At 50.5% G+C, this 25,730-nt stretch carries 26 protein-coding genes and 2 pseudogenes; 17 read left to right on the forward strand and 11 right to left on the reverse strand.

Annotated features, from left to right (window positions below; all coding sequences use genetic code 11):
- Positions 1 to 101 precede the first annotated feature (101 nt).
- Positions 102 to 1,958, forward strand: a complete 1,857-nt coding sequence (gene sppA / locus OGY13_RS14480; protein ID WP_008784539.1) for a signal peptide peptidase SppA — start codon at positions 102 to 104, stop codon at positions 1,956 to 1,958.
- Between the two features lie 36 nt (positions 1,959 to 1,994).
- Here the strand turns inward: sppA and OGY13_RS14485 are convergent, their stop codons facing one another.
- Complete coding sequence (locus OGY13_RS14485; RefSeq protein ID WP_125362980.1) at positions 1,995 to 3,062, reverse strand: GlxA family transcriptional regulator; 1,068 nt, start codon at positions 3,060 to 3,062, stop codon at positions 1,995 to 1,997.
- A 237-nt stretch (positions 3,063 to 3,299) separates the two neighbouring features.
- Here OGY13_RS14485 and ansA point away from each other — a divergent pair, with 237 nt between their 5' ends.
- From ansA to yajD, 4 genes are all read left to right on the forward strand, one after another.
- Positions 3,300 to 4,316: an asparaginase gene (gene ansA / locus OGY13_RS14490; RefSeq protein ID WP_003832492.1), complete on the forward strand. Its 1,017-nt coding sequence runs from the start codon at positions 3,300 to 3,302 to the stop codon at positions 4,314 to 4,316.
- Between the two features lie 14 nt (positions 4,317 to 4,330).
- Positions 4,331 to 4,969, forward strand: coding sequence for a bifunctional nicotinamidase/pyrazinamidase (pncA, locus tag OGY13_RS14495; protein WP_048235524.1), 639 nt, complete (start codon positions 4,331 to 4,333; stop codon positions 4,967 to 4,969).
- A 258-nt stretch (positions 4,970 to 5,227) separates the two neighbouring features.
- Positions 5,228 to 6,481: a chitinase ChiD gene (gene chiD, locus OGY13_RS14500; RefSeq protein ID WP_186413484.1), complete on the forward strand. Its 1,254-nt coding sequence runs from the start codon at positions 5,228 to 5,230 to the stop codon at positions 6,479 to 6,481.
- A gap of 92 nt (positions 6,482 to 6,573) precedes the next feature.
- On the forward strand, positions 6,574 to 6,918 hold the full coding sequence (gene yajD, locus OGY13_RS14505; RefSeq protein WP_003832478.1) for an HNH nuclease YajD: 345 nt from the start codon (positions 6,574 to 6,576) through the stop codon (positions 6,916 to 6,918).
- Positions 6,919 to 6,963: 45 nt separating this feature from the next.
- On the opposite strand, the gene OGY13_RS14510 is transcribed toward yajD, so the two are convergent.
- Positions 6,964 to 7,239, reverse strand: a complete 276-nt coding sequence (locus tag OGY13_RS14510) for a YeaC family protein (protein WP_003030693.1) — start codon at positions 7,237 to 7,239, stop codon at positions 6,964 to 6,966.
- A 42-nt stretch (positions 7,240 to 7,281) separates the two neighbouring features.
- A complete protein-coding gene (gene msrB, locus OGY13_RS14515) occupies positions 7,282 to 7,695 on the reverse strand; it encodes a peptide-methionine (R)-S-oxide reductase MsrB (protein ID WP_213752535.1) in 414 nt (137 codons plus the stop codon).
- Positions 7,696 to 8,036: 341 nt separating this feature from the next.
- Here msrB and gapA point away from each other — a divergent pair, with 341 nt between their 5' ends.
- Both gapA and OGY13_RS14525 read left to right on the forward strand, forming a co-directional pair.
- Positions 8,037 to 9,032, forward strand: coding sequence for a glyceraldehyde-3-phosphate dehydrogenase (gene gapA / locus OGY13_RS14520; RefSeq protein ID WP_003030697.1), 996 nt, complete (start codon positions 8,037 to 8,039; stop codon positions 9,030 to 9,032).
- Between the two features lie 72 nt (positions 9,033 to 9,104).
- The gene (locus OGY13_RS14525; RefSeq protein WP_213752534.1) at positions 9,105 to 9,989 is read left to right on the forward strand and encodes a D-hexose-6-phosphate mutarotase; all 885 of its coding nucleotides are present in this window, start codon (positions 9,105 to 9,107) and stop codon (positions 9,987 to 9,989) included.
- A gap of 288 nt (positions 9,990 to 10,277) precedes the next feature.
- On the opposite strand, the gene OGY13_RS14530 is transcribed toward OGY13_RS14525, so the two are convergent.
- From OGY13_RS14530 to OGY13_RS14545, 4 genes are all read right to left on the reverse strand, one after another.
- Positions 10,278 to 11,132 (reverse strand): aldo/keto reductase, encoded by an 855-nt coding sequence (locus OGY13_RS14530; protein WP_213752533.1) that lies wholly within the window; start codon positions 11,130 to 11,132, stop codon positions 10,278 to 10,280.
- A 179-nt stretch (positions 11,133 to 11,311) separates the two neighbouring features.
- A complete protein-coding gene (locus OGY13_RS14535; protein ID WP_032943110.1) occupies positions 11,312 to 11,662 on the reverse strand; it encodes a hypothetical protein in 351 nt (116 codons plus the stop codon).
- A 10-nt stretch (positions 11,663 to 11,672) separates the two neighbouring features.
- Positions 11,673 to 11,915 (reverse strand): hypothetical protein, encoded by a 243-nt coding sequence (locus OGY13_RS14540; RefSeq protein ID WP_071444724.1) that lies wholly within the window; start codon positions 11,913 to 11,915, stop codon positions 11,673 to 11,675.
- 580 nt (positions 11,916 to 12,495) lie between these two features.
- Entirely contained in the window at positions 12,496 to 13,242 is a 747-nt protein-coding gene (locus tag OGY13_RS14545) for a MipA/OmpV family protein (RefSeq protein ID WP_008784520.1), read from the reverse strand.
- A gap of 433 nt (positions 13,243 to 13,675) precedes the next feature.
- Here OGY13_RS14545 and yeaG point away from each other — a divergent pair, with 433 nt between their 5' ends.
- Positions 13,676 to 15,610: a protein kinase YeaG gene (yeaG, locus tag OGY13_RS14550; RefSeq protein ID WP_003030707.1), complete on the forward strand. Its 1,935-nt coding sequence runs from the start codon at positions 13,676 to 13,678 to the stop codon at positions 15,608 to 15,610.
- 121 nt (positions 15,611 to 15,731) lie between these two features.
- Entirely contained in the window at positions 15,732 to 17,015 is a 1,284-nt protein-coding gene (locus tag OGY13_RS14555) for a YeaH/YhbH family protein (protein WP_008784519.1), read from the forward strand.
- A 94-nt stretch (positions 17,016 to 17,109) separates the two neighbouring features.
- Here the strand turns inward: OGY13_RS14555 and OGY13_RS14560 are convergent, their stop codons facing one another.
- Entirely contained in the window at positions 17,110 to 17,880 is a 771-nt protein-coding gene (locus OGY13_RS14560; protein WP_008784518.1) for a class I SAM-dependent methyltransferase, read from the reverse strand.
- A gap of 164 nt (positions 17,881 to 18,044) precedes the next feature.
- Here OGY13_RS14560 and dgcJ point away from each other — a divergent pair, with 164 nt between their 5' ends.
- The 3 genes from dgcJ to OGY13_RS14575 all read left to right on the forward strand — a co-directional run bounded on the left by dgcJ (position 18,045) and on the right by OGY13_RS14575 (position 20,667).
- Positions 18,045 to 19,535, forward strand: coding sequence for a diguanylate cyclase DgcJ (gene dgcJ, locus OGY13_RS14565; protein WP_008784517.1), 1,491 nt, complete (start codon positions 18,045 to 18,047; stop codon positions 19,533 to 19,535).
- 44 nt (positions 19,536 to 19,579) lie between these two features.
- Entirely contained in the window at positions 19,580 to 20,083 is a 504-nt protein-coding gene (locus OGY13_RS14570; protein ID WP_032943105.1) for a YbaK/prolyl-tRNA synthetase associated domain-containing protein, read from the forward strand.
- 137 nt (positions 20,084 to 20,220) lie between these two features.
- Complete coding sequence (locus OGY13_RS14575; protein WP_003832453.1) at positions 20,221 to 20,667, forward strand: DUF441 domain-containing protein; 447 nt, start codon at positions 20,221 to 20,223, stop codon at positions 20,665 to 20,667.
- Here OGY13_RS14575 and OGY13_RS14580 read toward each other — a convergent pair.
- A pseudogene (locus tag OGY13_RS14580) lies at positions 20,644 to 21,442 on the reverse strand (AraC family transcriptional regulator). The gene OGY13_RS14575 and the pseudogene OGY13_RS14580 overlap by 24 nt on opposite strands.
- A 99-nt stretch (positions 21,443 to 21,541) precedes the next feature.
- Here OGY13_RS14580 and OGY13_RS14585 point away from each other — a divergent pair.
- A pseudogene (locus tag OGY13_RS14585) lies at positions 21,542 to 22,729 on the forward strand (CynX/NimT family MFS transporter).
- A gap of 37 nt (positions 22,730 to 22,766) precedes the next feature.
- Here the strand turns inward: OGY13_RS14585 and OGY13_RS14590 are convergent.
- Entirely contained in the window at positions 22,767 to 23,474 is a 708-nt protein-coding gene (locus tag OGY13_RS14590) for a CTP synthase C-terminal region-related (seleno)protein (protein ID WP_048214377.1), read from the reverse strand.
- Positions 23,475 to 23,672: 198 nt separating this feature from the next.
- Between OGY13_RS14590 and OGY13_RS14595 the strand changes: the two genes are divergently transcribed.
- Positions 23,673 to 24,020: a DUF488 domain-containing protein gene (locus OGY13_RS14595; protein WP_186413489.1), complete on the forward strand. Its 348-nt coding sequence runs from the start codon at positions 23,673 to 23,675 to the stop codon at positions 24,018 to 24,020.
- Between the two features lie 7 nt (positions 24,021 to 24,027).
- Here OGY13_RS14595 and OGY13_RS14600 read toward each other — a convergent pair whose 3' ends face one another.
- The gene (locus OGY13_RS14600) at positions 24,028 to 24,276 is read right to left on the reverse strand and encodes a putative hemolysin (protein WP_048214378.1); all 249 of its coding nucleotides are present in this window, start codon (positions 24,274 to 24,276) and stop codon (positions 24,028 to 24,030) included.
- Positions 24,277 to 24,462: 186 nt separating this feature from the next.
- On the opposite strand from OGY13_RS14600, the gene OGY13_RS14605 reads away from it, so the two are divergent.
- From OGY13_RS14605 to yoaJ, 3 genes are read left to right on the forward strand one after another with little or no spacing between them, the layout of a single operon-like run.
- A complete protein-coding gene (locus OGY13_RS14605; protein ID WP_111465760.1) occupies positions 24,463 to 25,488 on the forward strand; it encodes a sensor domain-containing diguanylate cyclase in 1,026 nt (341 codons plus the stop codon).
- A 47-nt stretch (positions 25,489 to 25,535) separates the two neighbouring features.
- Complete coding sequence (locus OGY13_RS14610; RefSeq protein ID WP_032941789.1) at positions 25,536 to 25,634, forward strand: YoaK family small membrane protein; 99 nt, start codon at positions 25,536 to 25,538, stop codon at positions 25,632 to 25,634.
- Between the two features lie 2 nt (positions 25,635 to 25,636).
- Positions 25,637 to 25,711, forward strand: coding sequence for a protein YoaJ (gene yoaJ / locus OGY13_RS14615; protein ID WP_095533175.1), 75 nt, complete (start codon positions 25,637 to 25,639; stop codon positions 25,709 to 25,711).
- The last annotated feature ends 19 nt before the right edge of the window (positions 25,712 to 25,730 follow it).

The following is a 25,730-nucleotide window of genomic DNA, read 5'->3' on the forward strand; positions in this document are numbered from 1 at the left end:
TTCCTGCTGACAAGTGCCTGTCGGGTCATTACGATAGCCTCATCTTATCGCCTTTCTCCGGAATTTCGGGATGGCGTGTTGTTAATCGGTAGGGAGAATACATGCGAACCCTGTGGCGATTTATTGCCGGATTTTTTAAATGGACATGGCGATTACTGAATTTCGTCCGTGAATTTGTGCTTAACCTGTTCTTCATCTTCTTGGTGCTGGTGGGCGTTGGCATCTGGATGCAGGTCAGCAGCAGCAATACCAGTGAACACGCTGAGCGAGGCGCACTGCTGCTGGATATCTCGGGGGTGATTGTCGATAAGCCTTCGAGCACCAGTCGCTTAAGCGTTATTGGTCGTCAGCTGTTTGGCGCCAGTTCCGATCGTCTGCAGGAAAACTCCCTGTTCGATATCGTGAATACTATTCGCCAGGCAAAAGATGATCGCAACATCACCGGCATTGTGATGGATCTGAAAAATTTTGCCGGGGCCGACCAGCCTTCCATGCAGTATATCGGTAAAGCGCTACGGGAATTCCGCGACAGCGGCAAACCGGTCTTTGCCGTGGGCGATAACTTCAGCCAGGGGCAGTACTACCTCGCCAGTTTCGCCAATAAAATTTATCTCTCTCCGCAGGGTTCCGTTGATCTGCACGGCTTTGCCACCAACGGTTTGTACTACAAGTCCCTGCTCGACAAGCTGAAAGTTTCCACGCACGTGTTCCGTGTCGGGACTTATAAGTCTGCCGTAGAACCGTTCATTCGTGATGATATGTCTCCTGCCGCTCGCGAGGCCGACAGCCGCTGGATCGGCGAGCTGTGGCAGAACTATCTCGACACGGTCGCAGCCAACCGCCAGATCCCTGCTCAGCAGGTGTTCCCGGGCGCACAGGCCATGCTGGACGGTTTGACAAAAGTCGATGGTGATACCGCGAAATATGCGCTCGACAACAAACTGGTGGATGCACTGGCCTCCAGCGCCGAAGTCGAAAAAATGCTGACCAAACAGTTTGGCTGGAGCAAAGCGGATAAAAATTATCGCGCCGTCAGCTATTACGATTACTCGCTGAAAACGCCAGCGGATACTGGGGACAGCATTGGCGTCGTCTTCGCGAATGGCGCAATTATGGACGGTGAAGAAACCCCTGGGAATGTGGGCGGTGACACGACTGCCGCGCAGATCCGCGAAGCGCGTCTTGATCCGAAAGTGAAAGCAATTGTGCTGCGCGTGAACAGCCCTGGCGGCAGCGTCAGCGCTTCCGAAGTCATTCGCGCTGAGCTGGCTGCGGCAAAAGCGGCAGGTAAGCCGGTTGTCGTGTCCATGGGAGGCATGGCGGCATCCGGCGGGTACTGGATCTCCACCCCAGCAAGCTACATTGTGGCGAACCCCAGCACGCTGACCGGTTCAATCGGGATCTTTGGCGTGATCAACACTGTGGAAAACAGTCTGGATTCCATTGGTGTACACACCGACGGCGTGGCGACATCCCCACTGGCGGATATCTCCATCACCAAAGCGTTACCACCTGAAGTGCAGCAAATGATGCAACTGAGCATCGAGAACGGCTATAAGCGCTTTATCACGCTGGTCGCAGATGCGCGTAAGACAACGCCTGAGCAGATTGACAAAATCGCGCAGGGCCACGTCTGGACCGGCCAGGATGCGAAAGCCAACGGTCTGGTAGACAGTCTGGGTGATTTTGATGACGCCGTGGCGAAAGCGGCTGAGCTGGCCAAACTGAAGCAATGGCACATTGAGTATTATCAGGACGAACCGACATTCGTTGATATGGTGATGGACAGCATGTCCGGTTCCGTTCGTGCCATGCTGCCTGAAGCTATCCAGGCGATGCTCCCGGCGCCGCTCGCTTCTGCGGCGAGTACGGTTAAAGCGGAGAGCGATAAGCTGGCCGCGTTTAACGATCCGCAAAACCGCTATGCGTTTTGCCTGACCTGCGCCAACGTTCGCTAATCTGCCAATGCTGCCCCAAGTCGGGGCAGCATTTTTTTACACATTCTGATGTCGCGTACTGCGAAAATCTCCTGGCGTACAGCCAAACTCCCGACTAAACAAACGAATAAAGTGCGCACAGTCGCTAAATCCCAGACGCAGCGCAATCTCCGTGACGCTCTCTCCAGAATTCATCAGCAGCCAGTGGGCATAACGCAAACGCGCTCGTCGTATAAACTCTCCTGGCGATTGGGCGAATTCGGCGTTAAACAACCGGGTAAGCTGTCGAGGACTCAGGTTGACTTCTGCGGCCAGCCAGCGGGTCGATATGGGCTTTACCAGCCCTTGCTCAATTAAAAAGACCGCTTTGCGTAACCGACTGTCGCTCACGTGGGTAAAACCTATCGCTCTGGAGACCGCCACTGACGTGCTGTCTATGCGGTTGGGGACGGACATCTGGAAGATGGCTTTTGTCGCCCTGTCGGGGCCACAGTGGCGGCGAATAAGTTCTGTTGCCAGCCCTATCGTCGAAATGCCCCCCGGACATGTCAGAATCCCTTTTTCCTCATGAAAATCGACCCCGCTGCGGGCAGCCAGCTGAGGAAATTGCGTTTTAAAATCATTCAGATGCCAGGGGTGGATCGCCGCCGTCAGCCCATTGAGGAAACCTTCTTGCGCCAGAACAAAGCTCCCCGTGCAGATACCTACCAGCGGAATATTGAGCTGATGTGCAAGATGCAGGTAACGTCGCGCGGCCCGATCGGCTTTCGCCATGCTGCGCAGCAAGCCGCCAATCACCACCACATAATCAAATTGTTCCGGTGCAACGAATGCGCTATCCGGCATCATCGCCATTCCTGAACTGCTGAGAACAGGTCGGTCTGGTGTAGCGCTCATCAGACGCCAGGAGCAGCGAATTTTCTGGCTATCATCCCCCATATCCGCCGCATGACGTAACGCATCGGTTAACCCCGCCAGCGCCAGTAGAGGAAATTCCGGCCACAGAAGAATGCCGACATTCAACTGTGGTCTGTGCGGTGTCTCTGTCTGACTCGCATCGATAGCCGTAATGATGTCTCCATCCGCCCACTCGCCTGGCTGAAAAATTCTCAGGTCTTTCTTCACTTCAGGCTCCATGCGTATTGTCATTAGGACGAAACATGATAACGGCAATCGCTATATCCAAAAAGCAAGGCTGCTACTGTAGGGCCGAGGGTGCAAAACCACACTGAACAAACGGGACAAGGCACTGAACATAAATGACATATTGATCGGATGGCAGGTATGCGTCATTTGCACTGTATTTTTTCGGGGGGAACTTTATACTGCGCCTGTTTATGCACAACTTAACCTGTGACGCCCATGCAAAAGAAATCGATTTACGTTGCCTATACCGGCGGTACCATTGGTATGCAGCGCTCAGAACAGGGTTATATTCCTGTTTCCGGTCATCTCCAGCGTCAGCTGGCACTGATGCCTGAATTCCACCGCCCAGAGATGCCAGACTTCACCATCCACGAATACGTCCCGCTGATGGATTCCTCAGACATGACGCCAGAAGACTGGCAGCATATTGCTGAAGACATTAAAGCGCACTACGACGATTACGATGGTTTTGTCATTCTGCACGGCACTGACACCATGGCGTTTACGGCTTCGGCGCTCTCATTTATGCTGGAGAATCTGGGCAAGCCAGTCATTGTGACAGGGTCACAAATCCCATTAGCAGAGCTACGTTCTGACGGACAAATCAATTTGCTGAATGCGTTGTACGTTGCAGCAAATTATCCGATCAATGAAGTGACCCTGTTTTTCAACAACCGACTGTTTCGCGGTAACCGGACCACTAAAGCGCATGCTGATGGTTTTGACGCGTTTGCCTCACCCAACCTTGCACCACTGCTGGAAGCCGGGATCCACATTCGTCGGCTGGGAACACCGCCCGCACCTCACGGCACAGGTGAGTTGATTGTCCATCCTATCACTCCACAACCGATTGGCGTGGTCACCATTTATCCTGGGATCTCCGCTGACGTGGTACGCAACTTCCTGCGCCAGCCGGTAAAAGCATTAATTTTGCGCTCCTACGGCGTGGGCAATGCGCCGCAGAATAAAGAGTTCCTGAAAGAACTTGAAGATGCGAGCTCGCGTGGCATTGTGGTGGTGAACCTTACGCAGTGTATGTCCGGCAAGGTGAACATGGGGGGCTACGCGACAGGGAATGCGCTGGCGCATGCTGGCGTGATTGGCGGCGCGGATATGACCGTCGAAGCCACACTCACCAAACTGCACTATTTGCTGAGTCAGGGACTGGATACGCAGACAATTCGTGAAGCAATGACGCAAAATCTGCGTGGTGAGCTCACGCCTGACGATTAAAGGAGTCTATGCCCATGGCCCGAGCCTTACTGTTGGTCGATTTACAAAATGACTTTTGTGCCGGTGGTGCCCTCGCGGTCCCACAAGGTGACAGCACAATCGATATCGCCAACCGCCTGATTGACTGGTGTGCCATACGTGGCGACACGGTCGTTGCCAGTCTGGACTGGCACCCGGCGAATCACGGTAGTTTTGCCAGCCAGCATCAGGTCGAGCCCTACAGCCAGGGACAACTCGATGGCCTGGCGCAGACGTTCTGGCCCGATCATTGCGTACAAAACAGCGAAGGTGCTGCCCTGCATCCGCTGCTGAACCAGCGTGCGATAACTCAAACGTTCACTAAAGGTGAGAACCCGCTGGTCGACAGCTACAGTGCTTTTTTTGATAACGGTCGTCGTCAGGCAACCGCGCTGAATGCATGGCTACTCGAACACCGCATTGCCGAGCTCATCATCATGGGTCTGGCTACCGACTATTGCGTCAAATTCACCGTACTGGACGCGCTCGATCTTGGCTACACCGTCAGCGTTATAACCGACGGCTGCCGTGGCGTTAATATTCACCCCCAGGACAGTGCAAACGCCTTTATGGAAATGGCGGCTGCGGGCGCAACGCTGTATACGTTGGACGACTGGCTGGAAACCCAGCGCTAATGCTTTAAAACGTTATATCCGGTCGATTGAAACTGCACATTTTTGCAAATTTATAGGCCGGATTAATACGCATCTCCCTTTCAACCAGCACTCCTCTAACCAATACAACCTACCAAAATTGGTTTGCCGCTGCGCCAGCATGGCGTGAACCCCTTCGCATTTTTCCTGTTATGAAACTGTTAACCTGCGGGTGCTGTTTTTTTCGCCACGCCATTTCCGTGGCATGTTTGCTTGTTTAAATGTCAAAGAGGAACACCGATGAAACTATTGCCTTTGTTGGCAGCATTACCCCTGCTCTGCGCCAGCGTTGTTTCCGCCAGTTCACTGATGTCAGTTGGCTACTTTAATGGTGGTGGCGACGTCACTGCCGGTCCCGGTGGCGACATCAATAAACTGGATGTTCGCCAGATAACCCATCTCAACTATTCGTTTGGCCTTGTCTACAACAACGAAAAAGACGAGACCAATGACGCCTTAAAAGACGCCAGCAAACTGCATCAGATTTGGCTTTCACAGAAAGTGCAGGATGATTTGCTGAAAATTCCACAACTGCGTAAACAAAATCCAAACCTAAAAGTTTTGCTTTCCGTCGGCGGTTGGGGAGCGCGTGGATTCTCTGGCGCGGCAGCAACGAAGGAAACACGCGCAGTGTTTATTCAGTCTGCGCAGGAGATAATTGCGAAATATGGTCTGGATGGCATCGATCTCGACTGGGAATATCCGGTGAACGGCGCCTGGGGACTGGTTGAAAGTCAACCGGCTGACCGCGCTAACTTCACCGCGCTGCTAACAGAACTGCGCGCCGCATTGGGGCATAAAAAACTGCTGACCATCGCCGTGGGCGCGAATGCGGAAAGTCCGAAAAGCTGGGTGGATGTAAAAGCCATTGCACCATCGCTCGACTACATCAACCTGATGACCTATGACATGGCTTACGGCACCCAATATTTCAACTCGAACCTGTACGATTCGACGCAATGGCCAACGGTCGCCGCGGCGGATAAGTACAGCGCCGATTTTGTGGTCAATAACTATCTCGCAGCCGGTCTGAAACCGAGTCAAATGAATCTGGGCATTGGCTTTTATGGACGTGTACCAAAACGCGCCGTTGAGCCAGGTATTGACTGGAGCAAACCTGACGCGCAGAAAAACCCGGCTACCCAGCCCTATTTCGAGTCAGCTCAAATTGAGTTGTTCAAATCACTGGGCGTCGACCTGAGCAAAGACACCTACGTGAAGTACAACGATATCGTGGCGAAGTTGATCAACGATCCGCAAAAACGCTTTAGTCAACATTGGGATGATGAAGCGAAAGTGCCGTGGCTGTCGGTACAGTCTGCGGATGGAAAAAAACTCTTTGCCCTCTCCTATGAAAACCCGCGTTCGGTGGCGTTCAAAGCCGACTACATCAAAAGCAAAGGGTTGGCAGGCGCCATGTTCTGGGAGTACGGCGCAGATGACAATAATCAGTTGGCGAAGCAGTTAGCCGATTCGTTAGGCATCAAACACTGATCCCAACGCCTGACACAATAGGTTATGATTAGCGCATTCTGCTGCGCCAGCTTTTGGCGCAGCTCTTCATTTCTACTGGAGGCATGAGCTTTATGGCTTTTATCCCTAAAAATTACGCCCGTCTGGAAGTCGGTTACCGGGAAAAGGCGCTTAAACTCTTTCCCTGGGTCTGCGGACGCTGTTCCCGTGAGTTCGTGTATTCAAATTTGCGCGAGTTGACGGTACACCATATCGATCACGATCACTCGAATAACCCGGAAGATGGTAGCAACTGGGAAATGTTGTGCCTGTACTGCCACGATCACGAGCATTCCAAATATACGGAAGCGGACCAGTATGGTTCAACGGTGGTTGCAGGAGAAGATGCGCAAAAGGCCGTGGGCGAAGCGAAATACAACCCGTTCGCCGATCTGAAGGCGATGATGAACAAGAAATAACATCAACTGACGGGCCCGACATCGATGTCTGCCGGGCCTGGGTAATCAGGATTTAAACGTCGCAATCGGTTCTGGCGTAATACCAAACTCAACCTTCAACTGCTGCTTGCTCTTCATCACCATCTCACCGTTGGTATCAATCGTCATATGCTGCGCGTCAATATTGTTTCGCGCCTGCCATAACATCACCAGCTGTAAGCTATTCTCTTTTTGTTCTGCCGTTAGCGCTACGCCATCCGGCCATTTTCCGAGTTCAACGGCAGTCGATAAGCGCTGATAAACTTCCGGCGTCATGCTGTTGATCATCTCATCAAGATTCATGTTAAAACCACTCTCCGTAGAATAATTTGCTGAATCGTTTCTTCAACCCTTGGTTTGCTCACCGTCTTCACCATCGGTGAAGTTCAAAGACGCTGAGTTAACGCAGTACCGTTCACCGGTAGGTTTCGGACCATCCGGGAAGACGTGTCCCAGGTGTGCATCACAGTTTCCGCAGCGGATTTCAATGCGCTGCATGCCGTGTGACGTATCTTTTATGTAACGGATAGCCTCATCGCTGACAGGCTCGTAAAAGCTGGGCCAGCCGCAGCCAGAGTCATATTTTGTCTCGGAACGAAATAGCGGATTGTCGCAGATCAAACAGTGGTAGATGCCGTCACGTTTGTTATGTAGCAAACGTCCGGTAAATGGCGGTTCTGTCCCGTGATTCTGCGTTACGTAGAACTGCATTTCGGTTAAATTTTTTTTCAGTTCTTCTGGAGAAGGTTGATTAGCCATTTGCTCACATCTCGCTTTATCTAAACTCACATCGCGAGACAGATTCTAACAAAACATTAACACCGGAGTGCGAACTTTTGTTCTAAACTTGATCCTTGCGAAATGGCAGCCTGCAATTCGTGATCAGAATCACGTTTTTATCTTGATTGCCCTTTAAAATTCGGGCCGCCGACCCCATGTGGTTTCAAGCCCAAAGGAAGAGTGAGGCGAGTCAGTTGCGCAAAGCTTAGGCAGCAGATTGATTTGTCGCAATGATTGACACGATTCCGCTTGACGCTGCGTAAGGTTTTTGTAATTTTACAGGCAACCTTTTATTCACTAACAAATAGCTGGTGGAATATATGACTATCAAAGTAGGTATCAACGGTTTTGGCCGTATCGGTCGCATTGTTTTCCGTGCTGCTCAAGAACGCTCTGACATCGAGATCGTTGCAATCAACGACCTGTTAGACGCTGACTACATGGCTTACATGCTGAAATATGACTCCACTCACGGCCGTTTCAACGGTACCGTTGAAGTGAAAGACGGTCATCTGATCGTAAACGGTAAAAAAATCCGTGTTACCGCTGAACGTGATCCGGCTAACCTGAAATGGGACGAAGTTGGTGTTGACGTAGTAGCTGAAGCTACTGGCCTGTTCCTGACAGATGAAACCGCTCGTAAGCACATCACTGCTGGCGCGAAAAAAGTGGTTCTGACTGGTCCGTCCAAAGATAACACTCCGATGTTTGTTAAAGGCGCTAACTTTGACAAATACGAAGGTCAGGACATCGTTTCTAACGCTTCCTGCACCACTAACTGCCTGGCTCCGCTGGCTAAAGTTATCAACGACAACTTCGGCATCATCGAAGGTCTGATGACTACTGTTCACGCAACCACCGCTACTCAGAAAACCGTTGATGGCCCGTCTCACAAAGACTGGCGCGGCGGCCGCGGCGCATCCCAGAACATCATCCCGTCCTCTACCGGTGCAGCTAAAGCTGTAGGTAAAGTACTGCCAGAACTGAACGGCAAACTGACTGGTATGGCGTTCCGCGTTCCTACCCCGAACGTATCCGTTGTTGACCTGACCGTTCGTCTGGAAAAAGCTGCTTCTTACGAAGAAATTAAGAAAGCAATCAAAGCTGCTTCCGAAGGCCCGATGAAAGGCGTTCTGGGTTACACCGAAGACGACGTAGTATCTACCGATTTCAACGGTGAAGTTTGCACTTCCGTGTTCGATGCTAAAGCTGGTATCGCACTGAACGACAACTTCGTGAAACTGGTATCCTGGTACGACAACGAAACCGGCTACTCCAACAAAGTTCTGGACCTGATTGCTCACATCTCCAAATAAGTTGAGATGAAACAGTAATCTGTAAGAGCGACTCAGGTCGCTCTTTTTTTTGCCTGAAGAAAGGATTGCGTAATGATTAATAAAATTTTTGCACTTCCGGTAATCGAACAAATTACCCCTGTCCTCTCCCGCCGTCAGCTTGATGAGCTTGAGGTTCTTGTTGTCGATCACCCACAGGTTAAAGCTTCTTTCGCGCTGCAGGGCGCACATCTTCTTTCCTGGAAACCAAATGGTGAAGAGGAAGTCCTGTGGTTAAGTAATAATACCCCGTTTAAAACCGGCGTAGCGCTGCGTGGCGGCGTACCAATTTGCTGGCCGTGGTTTGGTCCGGCTGCTAAGCAGGGCCTGCCTTCGCATGGTTTTGCCCGCAACCTGCCATGGACGCTGAAAGCGCACAACGAAGACGACAATGGCGTGGTGCTGACGTTTGAACTGCAGAGCAACGCTGAAACGCGTCAGCTATGGCCACACGAGTTCTGCCTGCTGGTCCGCTTCAAAGTGGGAGCCACCTGTGAGATGGAGCTGGAAGCTCATGGTGAGTTTGAAACCACCTCGGCACTGCATACCTATTTCAACGTTGGTGACATTGCGGCAGTGAAAGTCAGTGGTCTTGGCGATCGCCTGATCGATAAAGTGAATGATGCTAAAGAAGATGTGCTGGCTGATGGTATCCAGACCTTCCCGGACCGCACCGATCGCGTTTATCTGAATCCGGAAGCGTGCAGCGTGATTCATGATGATGCGTTGAATCGCAATATAGATGTTGTCCATCACCACCATCTGAATGTCGTGGGCTGGAACCCTGGCCCGGCGCTGTCCGTCAGCATGGGCGACATGCCGGATGATGGCTACAAAACGTTTGTTTGTGTAGAAACGGCTTACGCGACCGCTCCGCAGAAAACCACAGAAGAAAAACCATCTCGCCTCGCGCAGACTATCCGTGTAGCTAAACGCTAACACAGCTCTGCGCACCATGCCGGATGCGGCTAACGCCTTATCCGGCCTACAAACTACACGCAGCCGCAGGTCTGATAAGCACAGCGCCATCAGACAGCTTTACGCACCGTGCCGGATGCGGCCAACGCCTTATCCGGCCTACAAACTACATGCAGCCGTAGGCCTGATAAGCTCAGCGCATCAGGCAGCTCTACGCACCGTACCGGATGCTGCTAACACCTTATCCGGCCTACAAACTACATGCAGCCGTAGACCTGATAAGCTGCGGGAACATCGGCATTTGGCAAATCAGGCCATATCCAGCGCGGTTTTACCGTTTGGCGCCGGATACGCCTTATCTAACTGCTTCAACTCATCTACAGAGAGCGTTATCTCCAGCGCGGCGGCATTTTGTTCGACATGCGCTACGCTTGCGGCTTTCGGAATGGCTATTACACCCGACTGACGAATCACCCACGCCAGCAAAATCTGCGCAGCGCTAACATTGTGCGCACGCGCGATGTCATTCACCACAGAGTTAGAAAGCAAATCGCCACGCAGTCGTCCCGCCTGGGCCAGCGGACTGTATGCCATGACCGGCATCTGCTGCTGCTGGCACCACGGCAGTAAATCATATTCAATACCGCGCGAGGCTAAATGATAAAGCACCTGATTAGTTGCACACTCTCGTCCACCGGGTACCTGCCATAACGCCTGCATATCATCATAATCGAGATTTGAGACTCCCCAACGGCAGATTTTCCCCTGCGCAATCAGTGTTTCCATGGCATCGATGGTCTCTGCAAATGAAAAATCGCCCATCCAGTGCAGCAAATAGAGATCCAGATAATCAGTTTTCAGTCGACGCAGACTCGCTTCGCAGGCGGCAATGGCTTTCTGTCCACCGGCATTCCATGGGTAAACTTTCGAGACTAAAAAAGCGCTATCACGCCGTCCCGTTAATGCTTCACCCACCACCTCTTCCGCTGCACCATCAGCGTACATTTCTGCGGTATCAATCAATCGCAGGCCGAGATCCAGTCCGGCCTGCAGCGCAGACACTTCATCCCGGCGTCGGCTTGGATCCTCGCCCATGTACCATGTTCCCTGCCCAATAGCAGGAAGCGATACCTGGTTTGTAAACGTCACCTGTTTCGCTGTCATCGCACCCTCCTGTGTTAATGCACCACAGTAAAGCAAAACAACGTGCATGTGTCCTGTTAGGGTGCACAAATTGCACCATCATGGATTGGAAACCGATCGTTAAGGCGAGCGAAATAAAAAGCCCGGGAACAGCAGATGTTCCCGGGCCGAAAAAATACAAAATCTTATCTACGAAGTGGTTATTTCAACCGACCTAAATATTTCCCCTCTTTCATAGCGTTGATTTTTCCGTTTTTATAGACGATAACGGAAATCAAACCTGCGCTATAAGACTGAGCTTCAGCACTATTCTCATCATTTGCCGCAGGTTTGCCATTAATATAAGCAATGCCATCAGCACCACGTTTAAAGTCCACTCCAAGTTTATTCACATGCACGGGCGTGATTTTACTGGCGTGTACCGGGGCATTCGTGTCACTGACCATGGTTTTATGTTCATGCTGTAACTGTTGACGATAAGCCTCACTGATGGCATACGCAGGTGCAGCAGAGGAAGCCACCAGAGCAGCGATAATAATTAATTTCTTCATTAGTTAAACCTTAATATTTATCGTGTTTGTGGTGGTGACTGGAATTTGTATCATTTGTGCCATACAAGTTTTGCGCGTTTTCCATAGCCTGTTTTTCAGCGGCAGCATTGATTGTCGCCTGACGGTTTTGCTCCGCAACATAACAGGCATCACGGCTCACACCCTTGCTTTCGCAAGCATTCATGCGTGAAGCCTCGGTGGAACAACCAGCCAGAATCCCGCCCATCACAGCTATCATGATTAACTTTTTCATTATATATACCAGGTTTATTCTCAAAAAATCCACATGGCGAATTATATTTAATGCCATGAAGAGTTGCTGTTGATACTTTAAAGTTTAATTAATATCTGCAATGGGATATTTAATGTCAATTTTAATTTTTTCAGATAAATACCTAAAGATGTAAAATTAAAATCAATCGATTAATTTTTGTTTTTTCACATGAAAGTTAACTTTCGCCATGAGATAAACATGCTAAAAGAGTTATCAATAATTTTCATTGTGCTTAACAATAAGAAAATAACGCTTACCTCGATCGTAAACCCTAGTATTATCAACGCATTGTATAGCTACAAACCATTACTTCATGACAATGATTTGCTAAACCTTCACGACTTTATTTCATTCAAAAATGAATAGATAACAGGCTAATAAAATAGCAGGTTTATTTTTAGTAACAGCGACAGGAATAATACGTTAAAAATTCGTTGTAGCCTGACAGAATGTCAAATCAGCACAAATGATGAAATCTCATGTTTTAGATCAATATTCATATCGGTAGCGCACAAAAAAGCCCGCATGTCTGCGAGCTTGTGTTCAAAACTGAATGTCATCAGAACTTGTAGGTCACACCCACTGAGAAGATGCCAGACCAGGACTTATCGACCATCGGACTGTCCTTCACTTCATCACTCAAGCGCACATAACGGCCAGTTCCGTATACGTTCCAGTTTCCAATGAAGTTATAGCTCGCGGTCAACTCCAGGTACGGATCCCATCCATCGTCAGCGTTGTAGCTTTTCAGACCACTGCGGCGAGACTCGTGATTGGACACGCCATAATAATAGTCGTTGTAGTTTTCGCTGCTGTACTGCACACCGATACCCGGCGTCAGAGTCAGCCCACCATTAGTGTAACGGTAGAGCCAGGCCAGATCCCAGATAAAGCCGTTGCTGTTATCCAGAGTATCACCCGCCAGTGCAGTACGCAGGAAACCATACTGGGTGTTATGTACATACGAGAGGCCAGCCATCAAGCTGCTTTTACGCTTGTCGAGTTGGCGTAAAGCATGGCTATCGCTATCACCCGGCTTGAAATGCGTCGGATCATAGTACGCCATGATGGAAAGCTTATCTGCCGTGTCATTCCACAGATAGTAGCCGCCACCCAAGCCGTGGAACCAGACATTATCGCCTTCATAGGTGACAACCGGAACAGGGTAAACATCGCGGTCATACTGTTTGTACGGGCTGTTAATCACGCCGACACCCGCGCCAACAGTCCACTGACTTTCCGCCTGTGCGGTGCTAACTGCGGTTGCGGCAAGGACGCCAAGTGCCAGAAGTTTGAGTTTGGTCACAATCCATAATTCCTTATTCAAATGTGTAGCGGTCAAAGTGTAACCGCCAATACGCTTCAGCCCAACTATTTTACGTATTCGCCCCAGAATGTAACCCCCTAATTTCTCAGCGAGTGATGACATTTTGCTTGCAGGACGGTGAACACCGCATGAATCCCGCTCCAATTCTTTACATAAGATGTGCTTTTTTTGCTGATGAGTTATTGATATGCCATTGAAATTCATTTGCGCACACAGGCAAGTTTTGCAAATGCCATCTACGCTTAATTTTAGAAGGTGTATCACCGAATACGTTGATCTCCTGACCACCAAAATGGCATGAGAGTTGCTTATTTATTCAGCAGCGACGTCGTTCAGTTTACCTCTTCAGGGGCCTCTACTATTCATATGAACGGCTCTTAACATGTGCTAAAAAACGAAAGGACGGCATACCATGAATATATTCGATCACTATCGCCAGCGTTATGAAGCTGCCAAGGACGAAGAGTTCACGCTGCAGGAGTTTCTTACCACTTGTCGGCAAGATCGCAGTGCTTATGCCAACGCGGCAGAGCGGCTATTAATGGCTATTGGTGAGCCTGTCATGGTCGACACTGCCCACGAACCTCGACTTTCTCGACTCTTTTCGAATCGGGTAATTGCACGCTATCCCGCCTTTGAAGAGTTTTACGGCATGGAAGATGCCATTGAGCAAATTGTTTCTTATTTGAAACATGCGGCTCAGGGTCTGGAAGAGAAGAAGCAGATCCTGTATCTGCTGGGGCCTGTGGGAGGGGGGAAATCATCTCTTGCTGAGCGACTGAAGTCGCTGATGCAGAGAGTACCGATTTATGTCCTGAGTGCCAATGGCGAACGTAGCCCGGTCAACGATCATCCGTTATGCCTGTTTAATCCGCAGGAAGACGCGCAGATCCTGGAAAAAGAGTATGGGATCCCGCGTCGCTATCTCGGTACGATCATGTCGCCCTGGGCTGCGAAACGTCTGCACGATTTCGGCGGGGACATTACAAAATTCCGCGTCGTCAAAGTCTGGCCGTCTATTCTGGAGCAGATCGCAATCGCCAAAACGGAGCCTGGTGATGAAAACAACCAGGATATTTCTGCGCTGGTCGGGAAAGTGGATATTCGTAAACTCGAACACCACGCCCAGAACGATCCTGATGCCTACGGTTATTCGGGTGCACTGTGCCGCTCAAACCAGGGGATTATGGAGTTCGTTGAGATGTTTAAAGCACCGATTAAAGTGCTGCATCCTCTGCTGACCGCCACCCAGGAAGGAAACTACAACGGGACAGAAGGTATCTCTGCCCTGCCGTTTAACGGGATTATTCTTGCCCACTCGAACGAGTCCGAATGGGTAACGTTCCGTAATAACAAAAACAATGAGGCGTTCCTTGACCGTGTTTACATCGTCAAAGTGCCTTATTGCCTGCGTATCTCTGAAGAGATCAAAATTTACGAAAAACTGCTTAACCACAGTGAGCTGACCCATGCGCCTTGCGCACCGGGCACACTGGAAACGCTCTCTCGCTTTACCATTCTTTCTCGCCTGAAAGAACCTGAGAACTCGAGCATTTACTCGAAGATGCGCGTTTACGATGGCGAAAGCCTGAAAGATACCGATCCGAAAGCGAAATCCTATCAGGAGTATCGGGATTACGCCGGGGTTGATGAGGGAATGAACGGTCTGTCCACGCGTTTCGCGTTTAAGATCCTCTCTCGCGTCTTTAACTTTGACCATGCCGAAGTGGCAGCTAACCCGGTACATCTGTTTTACGTACTGGAGCAGCAAATCGAACGTGAACAGTTCCCGCAGGAACAAGCTGAGCGTTATCTTGAGTTCCTGAAAGGTTATTTGATCCCGAAATATGCTGAATTCATCGGCAAAGAGATCCAGACGGCTTATCTCGAATCCTATTCCGAGTACGGACAGAACATTTTCGACCGTTATGTCACTTATGCGGATTTCTGGATTCAGGATCAGGAGTATCGCGACCCGGATACCGGTCAGCTGTTTGACCGCGAGTCACTGAACTCAGAACTGGAGAAAATTGAGAAACCGGCGGGTATCAGTAACCCGAAAGATTTTCGTAACGAGATCGTCAACTTTGTTCTGCGTGCCAGAGCGAATAACAGCGGTCGCAATCCAAACTGGACCAGTTACGAAAAACTGCGCACGGTCATTGAGAAGAAAATGTTCTCCAATACCGAGGAGCTGCTGCCGGTCATTTCGTTCAATGCTAAAACCTCGACTGACGAGCAGAAAAAACACGACGATTTTGTCGACCGTATGATGGAAAAAGGCTACACGCGTAAACAGGTGCGTTTACTGTGCGAATGGTATTTGCGCGTACGTAAATCGTCTTAACATAAGTGCCCGGTGGCGCATGCGCTTACCGGGCTTGCAAAACAATGTTCCGTAGGCCGGATAGCGCTAGCGCCATCCGGCACTTACAGACATGGCGAACAGTTGGCAGTACGGGGGGCTTATGACCTGGTTTATTGACCGGCGTCTTAACGGCAAAAACAAGAGCACGGTAAACCGCCAGCGCTTCTTACGCCGTTATAAATCGCAAATTAAACAGTCGATCTCCGAGGCCATTAACAAGCGTTCGGTGACTGATGTGGATAGCGGCGAATCTGTCTCTATTCCGACTGATGATATTAGCGAACCAATGTTTCATCAGGGACGTGGTGGCCTGCGCCATCGCGTGCATCCGGGTAACGACCATTTTGTGCAGAATGACCGCATTGAACGCCCACAGGGCGGCGGTGGCGGTTCAGGAAGCGGACAAGGCCAGGCCAGCCAGGATGGTGAGGGTCAGGATGAGTTCGTCTTTCAGATCTCTAAAGATGAATATCTCGATCTGTTGTTCGAAGATTTAGCACTTCCTAACCTGAAGCAGAATCAGCAGCGTCAGCTAACGGAGTACAAAACGCACCGGGCAGGTTTTACCTCTAACGGTGTGCCTGCCAACATCAGCGTGGTGCGATCCCTGCAAAACTCACTGGCGCGCCGCACGGCGATGACAGCGGGTAAGCGTCGCGAACTGCATGCTCTCGAAGCGGATCTGGAAACCATCGCGAAAAGCGAACCAGCACAGTTGCTGGAAGAGGAACGGTTACGCAAAGAGATTGCCGAACTACGGGCAAAAATCGAACGCGTGCCATTTATCGACACCTTTGATTTACGCTACAAGAATTATGAAAAACGCCCCGACCCTTCCAGCCAGGCGGTAATGTTCTGCCTGATGGACGTTTCTGGTTCAATGGATCAGTCGACCAAAGATATGGCTAAACGTTTTTATATCCTGCTGTATCTGTTCTTAAGCCGGACCTATAAGAACGTGGAGGTGGTTTATATTCGCCACCATACCCAGGCGAAAGAAGTGGATGAGCATGAGTTCTTCTACTCTCAGGAAACCGGGGGAACCATTGTCTCCAGTGCGCTGAAGTTAATGGATGAAGTGGTGAAAGAGCGCTACAACCCTGCCCAGTGGAACATCTATGCTGCACAGGCATCGGACGGTGATAACTGGGCTGATGATTCACCACTGTGTCATGAGATTTTGGCGAAAAAACTGCTGCCAGTGGTCCGCTATTACAGCTATATCGAAATCACTCGCCGCGCTCACCAAACCTTGTGGCGTGAATACGAACATCTGCAATCAACTTTTGATAACTTTGCGATGCAACATATTCGCGACCAGGATGATATTTATCCGGTATTCCGCGAACTGTTTCATAAACAAAGTACGACCAGCAATAGTTAACCACCTAAACAAATCAGCCAGAGGTTATCTTCTCTGGCTGATTTGTTACGGGTGCTGTTTTTTCATCTTATCAATATTCATCCGTTTATCCTTTTTATTTTCCCTTTACAGAGCAGCAGGCAATGTAATTGAGTTGATGACGTTGCGAACGGAAGAAGCGAAACATTTTCAGGAAACGACGACGATTTTCGCTCGTGCGTAAGCCGTTAAACACAATTTTTACCGCCCCCGTAAGCCCTTCATCACGAACTAATCCGCGCGGCGACATCAGCGACATGTTGCCATTCTGCTGCAGGACCTGTTCGAACCCGCAGTTAAGAAACAAATCACGCCAGCCTTGTCTGGTCATTGGGCTAACGTTTGATTTCACCACATCGACAAGCTGGCCCTGATCGCCCGCGCCCAGTTTTTGGGCGGTGAACATAATATCGTGGGTGAGCAGACGCCCACCGGGCTTCAACACGCGATAATATTCGGCAATTAACTTCGCCTTCGCTTTATCGGCATACATTGTCAGCATGGCTTCGTTAATCACAACATCGAAACTGTTATCCGCAAAAGGAAGAGTGTTGGCGTTAGCAGCCATCACATGAATATGATTTTCCAGACCATTTGCCGCTACGTTATTCCTTGCATTTGACAGTGCGGTTTTATCCATATCAATGGCGTATACGGTACAGCCATAGCGTTGAACTAACTCTATCGCCGTCGTGGCCATGTTGCACGCCACTTCAAGTACCTGGCTGCCGGGCGTCAGCTGTGACTGGCTAAACAACCATTCTGTTGCTTCAACGCCGCCCGGACGCAGACGGGTTTTGCCCAGGCTGGCTAAAAATGTATGACCCGCTTTTTCAGTCGCGCTCATTGGCCTGTCTCCTTTCCATAAGTTGCATTATAAATACAGCATTAAGAGTTAAAGGTGAAGTACGCGAATGATTTTTATTTCAAAATGTCCTTTCCCGTAGCGTTAGAGCGGATGTATGCCGTGTGATAGACTGAAGTATCAGACTTACAGGGCTGTAAATCATTATGAAATTGCATCATAAAGCGCTCAGGATCTTTATCTCCGTCAGCGTAATTGTTTTGACATCTTCTTTTTTGGTTTATGAGCTCATTGCTAGTGATAAAGCAATGAATGCGTACATGCGCTATATCAATGAGAAAGCCGACTCCTCGTTTCTCTATGATAAGTACACAAATCAGAGCATCGCAGCCCATCTGATGCGCACATTTTCGTCCCCTCAGGGGCCTGCTTCTCTCGAACAGCAAAAAGTACTTTGCAACGCTTTCGACAGCGTTAACGGCACTCATGGGCTCAATCTCACTAAGCGCAACTATCTGCCATTACACGGTACGTTGCAGACCACCTCAACAAAATGTAGTGAACAGCTTGATGACATTTTTCTGCTGCCCTCTTTTGACCGGGCGGTCAATGTTAATCGCCAGCAGAAAGATTACGGTCAGGGATTAGGGACGCTGGAGTATAAATTTCGATATTACGTCGATCTCAAAAATAACTACGTTTATTTCTATGATGTGATCGACTCGCGGAAATTTGCGATACACAACTGGTCGTTTTTGCAAAAAGGTACGTTGGGAATCGACCAGAATGATATTGACGGTATTTTTACTGGCCGCACGGTGATCTCCAGTATTTATGAAGATAACCTGACCGAGAAAAAGGTGATGAGCTTTTTAACACCGGTTTACTACGCCAATAAGCTAAAAGGCGTGGTGATGGTGGATATTAATAAAGAGAATTTACAGAATATTTTCTATACCAGCGACCGCCCTCTCGTCTGGCGTTATCTTAACGTAACGGTCTCTGACACCAGTTCAGGTAAAGAGATCCTCGTTCACAAAAGTGAAACCGATCTGTTCCGCTATGTTCACTATGAGAAGGACATACCTGGCGGTATACGTATCACCCTCTCACTTGATGTTATGTATTTTATTGTCTCGTCCTGGAAGATATTCGCCTTCTATCTACTGGCAACGATATTGCTGCTGAATATGGTCAGAACGCATTTTCGCTTGTATCACAACGTCACACGGGAAAATGTCAGTGATGCGATGACAGGGCTCTACAACCGTAAAATTTTAACGCCAGCGCTTGAGCAGCGTTTGCAACAGTTGGTGAACACGGGAACGCTCGTGACCTTTATCGCCATTGATTGTGACAAACTAAAAGTTATTAATGATACGTTGGGGCATAAGGAAGGCGATCGCATTATCACCATTTTGGCCAAAGCTATTCAAACGTCCATTCGCAAAAGCGACTATGCCATCCGCCTCGGCGGCGATGAGTTTTGCATTATCCTCATCGATCACCCCAGTGAATTAACGCCCCGCCTGCTGGAGAGGATTCGCTATAACTTACAAATTATTGCGCAAGATAGATCAATCAGCTTCTCTGTCGGGATTTATAATATGCAGCCAAACGACACCATTGATGATGCCTACAAAGCATCTGATGCACAGCTCTACCTGAACAAACAGAAAAAACGCACCGATGCGTAATTATTTTTCTGACAGGATTTTCATTGTTGTACCAGGAGTAAGTCATGACGGAAGTAAACAAAGGTAACGCAACGCACCAGCGTTTAATCTCCCTGTTGTCAGAACACGGTGCGACCTACCGCGTAGTCAGCCATGAAGCCGTAGGCAAATGTGAAGCTGTCTCTGAAATTCGCGGTACCGCACTGGGTCAGGGTGCAAAAGCGCTGGTCTGCAAAGTAAAAGGCAACGGCGTCAATCAGCATGTTCTGGCGATCCTCTCTGCCGATCAGCAGGCCGACCTGAGCCTGTTGGCCAGCCATATTGGCGGGTTGAGAGCGTCACTTGCCAGCCCGGCGGAGGTAGATGAACTGACTGGCTGCGTATTTGGCGCTATCCCACCGTTCAGTTTTCATCCGAACCTCAAGCTGGTCGCCGACCCGCTGTTGTTTGAGCGTTTTAATGAAATTGCGTTCAATGCCGGAATGCTGGAAAAATCCGTGATCATGGATACCGCAGATTACCTGCGCATCGCACAACCGGAATTAATCCCGTTCCGCAGAGAACAATAACTGCACAAGTTAGCAGTAAAAAACATCGCTTCGTGCGTTAGCCCAAAAAAATCATAATCATTAAAAAAAGCCTGTTCGGTCACGCATTTACGCGTACAGTAAGCAGGCTTATTTTTTCTTTTGGCAAGGAAACTACGATGTTTGATGTCACTCTGCTGATCCTGCTCGGATTGGCAGCTCTGGGCTTTGTCAGCCACAACACCACTGTCGCTGTTTCAATTCTGGTGCTGATAATAGTCCGTGTTACCCCACTGAATACCTTCTTTCCCTGGATTGAAAAACAGGGCCTGACCGTCGGGATTATAATTCTGACCATTGGCGTCATGGCGCCGATCGCCAGCGGAACGCTACCGCCCTCCACGCTCATCCACTCCTTTGTGAACTGGAAATCACTGGTTGCTATTGCCGTTGGGGTATTTGTCTCCTGGCTTGGCGGACGCGGCGTTACGCTAATGGGTAGCCAGCCTCAGCTTGTTGCTGGTTTACTGGTGGGCACGGTACTGGGCGTGGCGCTGTTTCGCGGTGTGCCAGTGGGGCCGCTTATTGCGGCAGGTCTGGTCTCATTGATTGTTGGGAAGCAGTAGCCAGCCCGTTCAGATAACGGCCTGGTGTCTGTCCCAGGCCTTTTTTGAACATAGTGATAAATGCCGTGGTCGAATCGTACCCGAGCATTTGCGCGACCTGTTGTACATTGCGACCATCAATTAACGCCTGCAGCGCCAGAATCAGCTGGAGCTGGTGACGCCAGCGGCGAAAACTCAACCCCGTTTCTTTGACGACCAGGCGAGCAAGGTTACGTTCACTCATCGCAAATACGCTGGCCCATTGCCCCAACGTCTGCCATTGTGCAGGCTCTCTCGCCATCGTTGCGACCATTCTGCGAATTTTCGGGTGATCGGAAACCGGCAACTGCATTTGCTCCTGGGGTTGCTGCGGCAGTTCATCAAACAACACTTGCGTCAGCCGCTGGGTTGCCGGCTCCAGCCGTTGGGCATCCGTTTTGGATGCCAGCGCCAGAATAAGCTCCCGGCACAACGGAGCAATTTTCAGCGTGCAGCAACGATCGGGCATCACGACGGCCTGCGGCTCAATAAACAAAAAGCACAATTGTGCGCCAACGGTAACGTGGTTGCTGTGTGGAATTTCACCGGGGATCCACACCGCATATTGCGGGGGCACCATCCACATAGCATTCTCAACCTCACAGGTGATCGCGCCATGCAGCGCCAGAATCAACTGGCCTTTACGGTGCTGATGCAGCGGACTGAAAAGTTCATCTTCCCGGGCCTGAATACAAAACGCCACCGCTGCATCGTGGTGAAGATCGGGTTCGTATCCATCCAGCCTCAGTCCTAACATAAAAATGTCCGATTTAAGCGATAAACTGTCATTTTAGCTTGATTCATCCATTGAGTAAAAACGCTAAGGTATCGCCTCGCCTGACGATATGAGAAAAAAATGACAAATACACCTTCCTCCCGTGGCAAGAACGCAGCGTTGCTGATCGCGGGGATCCTGATGATTGCCACCACATTGCGCGTCACCTTTACCGGTGCAGCCCCGTTGCTGGATGCAATTCGCGCCGACTACGGTCTGAGCACCGCCCAGACGGGGCTTCTGACCACCCTGCCACTGCTGGCTTTCGCACTGGTTTCACCTCTGGCTGCCGCCGTTGCGCGCCGTTGGGGTATCGAACGCAGCCTGTTTGTCGCTATGCTACTCATTTGCGCGGGTATTGCGATACGTTCGCTGCCCTCACCAGGGTTCCTGTTTAGCGGCACCGCTATCATTGGTTGCGGAATCGCATTGGGAAATGTGCTTTTACCCGGACTGATTAAGCGTGATTTTGCTCAGCATGTGGCGAAACTCACTGGCGCATACTCGCTGACCATGGGCGCAGCAGCGGCACTGGGTTCCGCCATTGTGGTACCGCTGGCGTTGAACGGGTTTGGCTGGCGCGGCGCGCTGATGGTACTGATGGCCTTTCCGCTGCTGGCACTGATTATCTGGTTACCCCAATGCCGCTAGACGGCCAATGCCAGCTTGAGCAACTCACGCGCTCTGCATTCCCGCGCGATCTGGCGCTCCAGCCTCGCCTGGCAGGTGACGCTGTTTCTGGGGATCAATTCGCTTATCTACTACGTCATCATCGGCTGGTTGCCCGCCATTTTGATCAGCCACGGCTACAGCGAGGCGCAGGCCGGTTCGCTGCATGGTTTACTGCAGCTGGCGACCGCCGCGCCGGGATTATTGATTCCTCTCGTCCTGAACAGATTTAAGGATCAGCGCGCCATCGCCGCTCTGGTTTCATTAATGTGCGCCGTCGGCGCGGCGGGATTCGCCATAATGCCCGACCAGGCATTGCTATGGACCATCCTGTTTGGCTTTGGCTCGGGCGCGACGATGATCCTCGGCTTGACCTTTATTGGCCTGCGCGCAAGCTCAGCGCATCAGGCTGCAGCCCTGTCCGGCATGGCACAATCTGTTGGGTATTTACTGGCCGCCTGCGGGCCACCGCTGATGGGGAAAATTCACGACCTCAACGATAGCTGGCTGATTCCTCTTGGCGGGGTCGCCGTGTTAGCGATGCTGATGGCGGCATTTGGTTTGTGCGCGGGGCGCAATCGGGAGATCGCGAGCGCATAATGCACAGGGCAGGTTCGTGAACAACCTGCCCGTTTTTTTATCCGCGCGCGGCGCGCAGCATCGCCTGAACTAACGGCACGGGTTTTCCCGCCAGCGCTCCGCGTTCATGCTGAAAGAGCGTGCCAACATAAAATGGATGCGTCACCAGCTCAATGGCACGAATATCACCAGCCTCATCCCAACCGGTCACCCGAAGATCGCCGCTTTCAAGCTCGGCGGCAAAATCCTCCGATACGCCATAGTTGCAGTGATATCCCTCGGTGATAACATCCCGCCCGTAGGCTTTGGCAATCAGCGTATTGGCCCGCAGCTCAATATCATCCGTTTTTTCTACCAGCGAGCAGGTCAATGGTGCTATCACCATCCGACCCGTGGTGTCAGTCTCGGCGTGGGCGGCGTCGCGCCAACCCAGCACGTTGCGGGCGTACTCCAGAATTGCATGTTGAAAGCCGCCGCAGGTCCCCAGGAACGGGATGCTGTTTTCACGCGCGTAGCGTATCGCTATCAGCGCCCCTTCAAGATGGCGATATGGACTGCCTGGAACGACCCAGATGGCATCATAGCCAATCAAGTCCTCACTGCTGTTGATATCAGATGTAGTTAGCCAGTCATAATCAGCCACCAATTCCAGGACGGCGGCAGCATCATCGATAGCAAGGGGAATAGCCTGGTGCGCCACAATATCGGGGCTGTAATCGCCCACCAGCGCAATGCGAAGCGTATCTTTAATTGGGGAAATTTCCATTAAGCTTTCCTTGTGTCCTGACAATAAGGGACAGCATAAGGAGCCTCAGCCTACCGACTTTTTAGTGGTATCACAATCCCTTAAATTGGGAGTCAGGGTGGGCAAAATGCTATAATGGTCACGTTTTACGATCTTATTTAACCGTAATAAAGTTGATGAGCAATACCTGAGCGGTAGCTGAAAGGAGCGGATGAAGAGATGAAGATTCAGTGTAAACGCGTGTATGACCCGGCAGAAAAAAGCGATGGTTATCGCGTGTTGGTCGACCGGTTGTGGCCACGCGGAATAAAAAAGACTGACCTTACTTTCAACGAATGGAATAAAACGCTGACGCCATCTTCTGAATTGCGCAAAGCATTCCACGCAGAACTGATCGATTTTTCAAACTTTTCCGAGCAATATCGCGCAGAGCTGGCCCAACAGCAGCAGGAAGGAAAGCGCCTCGCAGAGATTGCCCAGCAGCAAACCTTAACGCTACTGTATGCGGCGAAGAATACCCAGCAAAACCACGCGCTGGTGCTCGCTGAGTGGCTACGTCAATGCTGACCGCGTATTACTTGGCCGTTGCCGGATGATCTCTACGCCAGAGTGACCATTCATCAATCACTTCCCCGTTGGGTAGTTTGCAGTCAGACTTAACACCTTGCGGAGTCTGCACCGCAATCAACGAGCCGCCCTTTTGTTCGCAATACACCGATGCTGGATTCGCCATGCCAACTTTCGGTGGCACAGGCGCTTCCGGTTCCGTGGTACACCCCGCCAGCACCAGCAAGCCGGGCAAAACAATAGATGCCAGTTTCATATTTACTCCTGTTAAAAACCTTATCCTGGCAGGTTACCCCGACTTTCCATCTATCTCCATGTTTTCCTGCCAGCCATCCATTTTATGTTTACATTCTGAGCTGGATGGCGTGTTTCATCTTTCACCTTGATGTTCTATCATGCGGGCAACGTCAGCCCAGTCATTACTCAGGAGCATTTACATCTCATGTCGGACATGATCCTTGCCAGAGTCTCACAATCCTTAGCCACGGAGCAGTCTGTTGAAAGTCTGGTTCGGCAACTTCTGGAGATGCTGGAGATGGTGACTGAGATGGAATCGACCTACCTGACCAAGGTCGATCTGGATGCCCGTCTGCAGCATATTCTGTATGCGCGTAATAGCCGCCAAATGCAGATCCCCGAAGGGCTATCCGTGCCGTGGGATGAAACGCTGTGCAAACGCGCTATTGAGGAAAACTGTCTGTACAGTGACAACGTGCCCGCACGCTGGCCGGAATGTACCGCCGCTCGCGCACTGGACATCACCACCTTTCTGAGCACTCCCGTTCATCTTCCCGACGGAACGTTTTACGGAACGCTCTGCGCTACCAGTCGCCAGCAGCAGGCATTGAGCCAACGTGGAGAACAAGTATTACATCTGTTTGCCGGTCTGATCGCCCAGTCGATTCAAAAAGAGTCGCTGGTCGCTCAGTTACGCGAAGCTAACGCCGCGCTGATTGCTCATTCCTACACCGATGCGCTGACCGGGTTACCGAACCGGCGCTCGATTTTTGAAAATGTTGAAACCCTATTTTCGCTTGCCCGACATCTTCGGCAGAAGGTCGTCGTTGCATATATTGATTTGGATGATTTTAAACTGATTAATGACCGTTTTGGTCATGAGGTTGGTGACCAGTTCCTGATCCAGATTGGGCAGCGCCTGCTCCGTGAATGTAGTGATAATGACATTCTCGGTCGACTGGGCGGCGACGAATTTTTAGTCGTTCGCCTGTCAGCGGAAGATGAACTTGATCAGCTTATGCGTCTGCAGCAGGTGAAAAATCAGCTGCAACAGCAGATTTGCGGTGACTACCACCTGGGTGACATTCATCTGTTTTATCCTGGTGCCAGCCTGGGTGTGGTGGAAATTGATCCGCTGGAGACTGATGTAAACTGTGCGCTTCATCTTGCAGACAGCGCAATGTATCAGGATAAAAAGCGTCAGGATAAAACCCCTTTTGTCGTACATTAAGCCCTGCTATGCTGGATCGTCTTTAAATAACTCTGGTAGATAATCGTATGCGACTCGGTATTATTTTCCCTGTCATTATTTTCATTTCCGCTGTCGTTTTCTTATCCTGGTTTTTTATTGGCGGCTACGCTGCGCCGGGAGCATAACGATGAAAAAAACAACGATTATTATGATTGGCGTGGCGATCATCGTGGTTCTGGGCACGGAACTGGGGTGGTGGTAACCAAAATAAAGGCCACTTC

This window comes from Citrobacter sp. Cpo045 (assembly GCF_030332875.1).
GTDB classification, from domain to species: Bacteria; Pseudomonadota; Gammaproteobacteria; order Enterobacterales; family Enterobacteriaceae; genus Citrobacter; species Citrobacter portucalensis.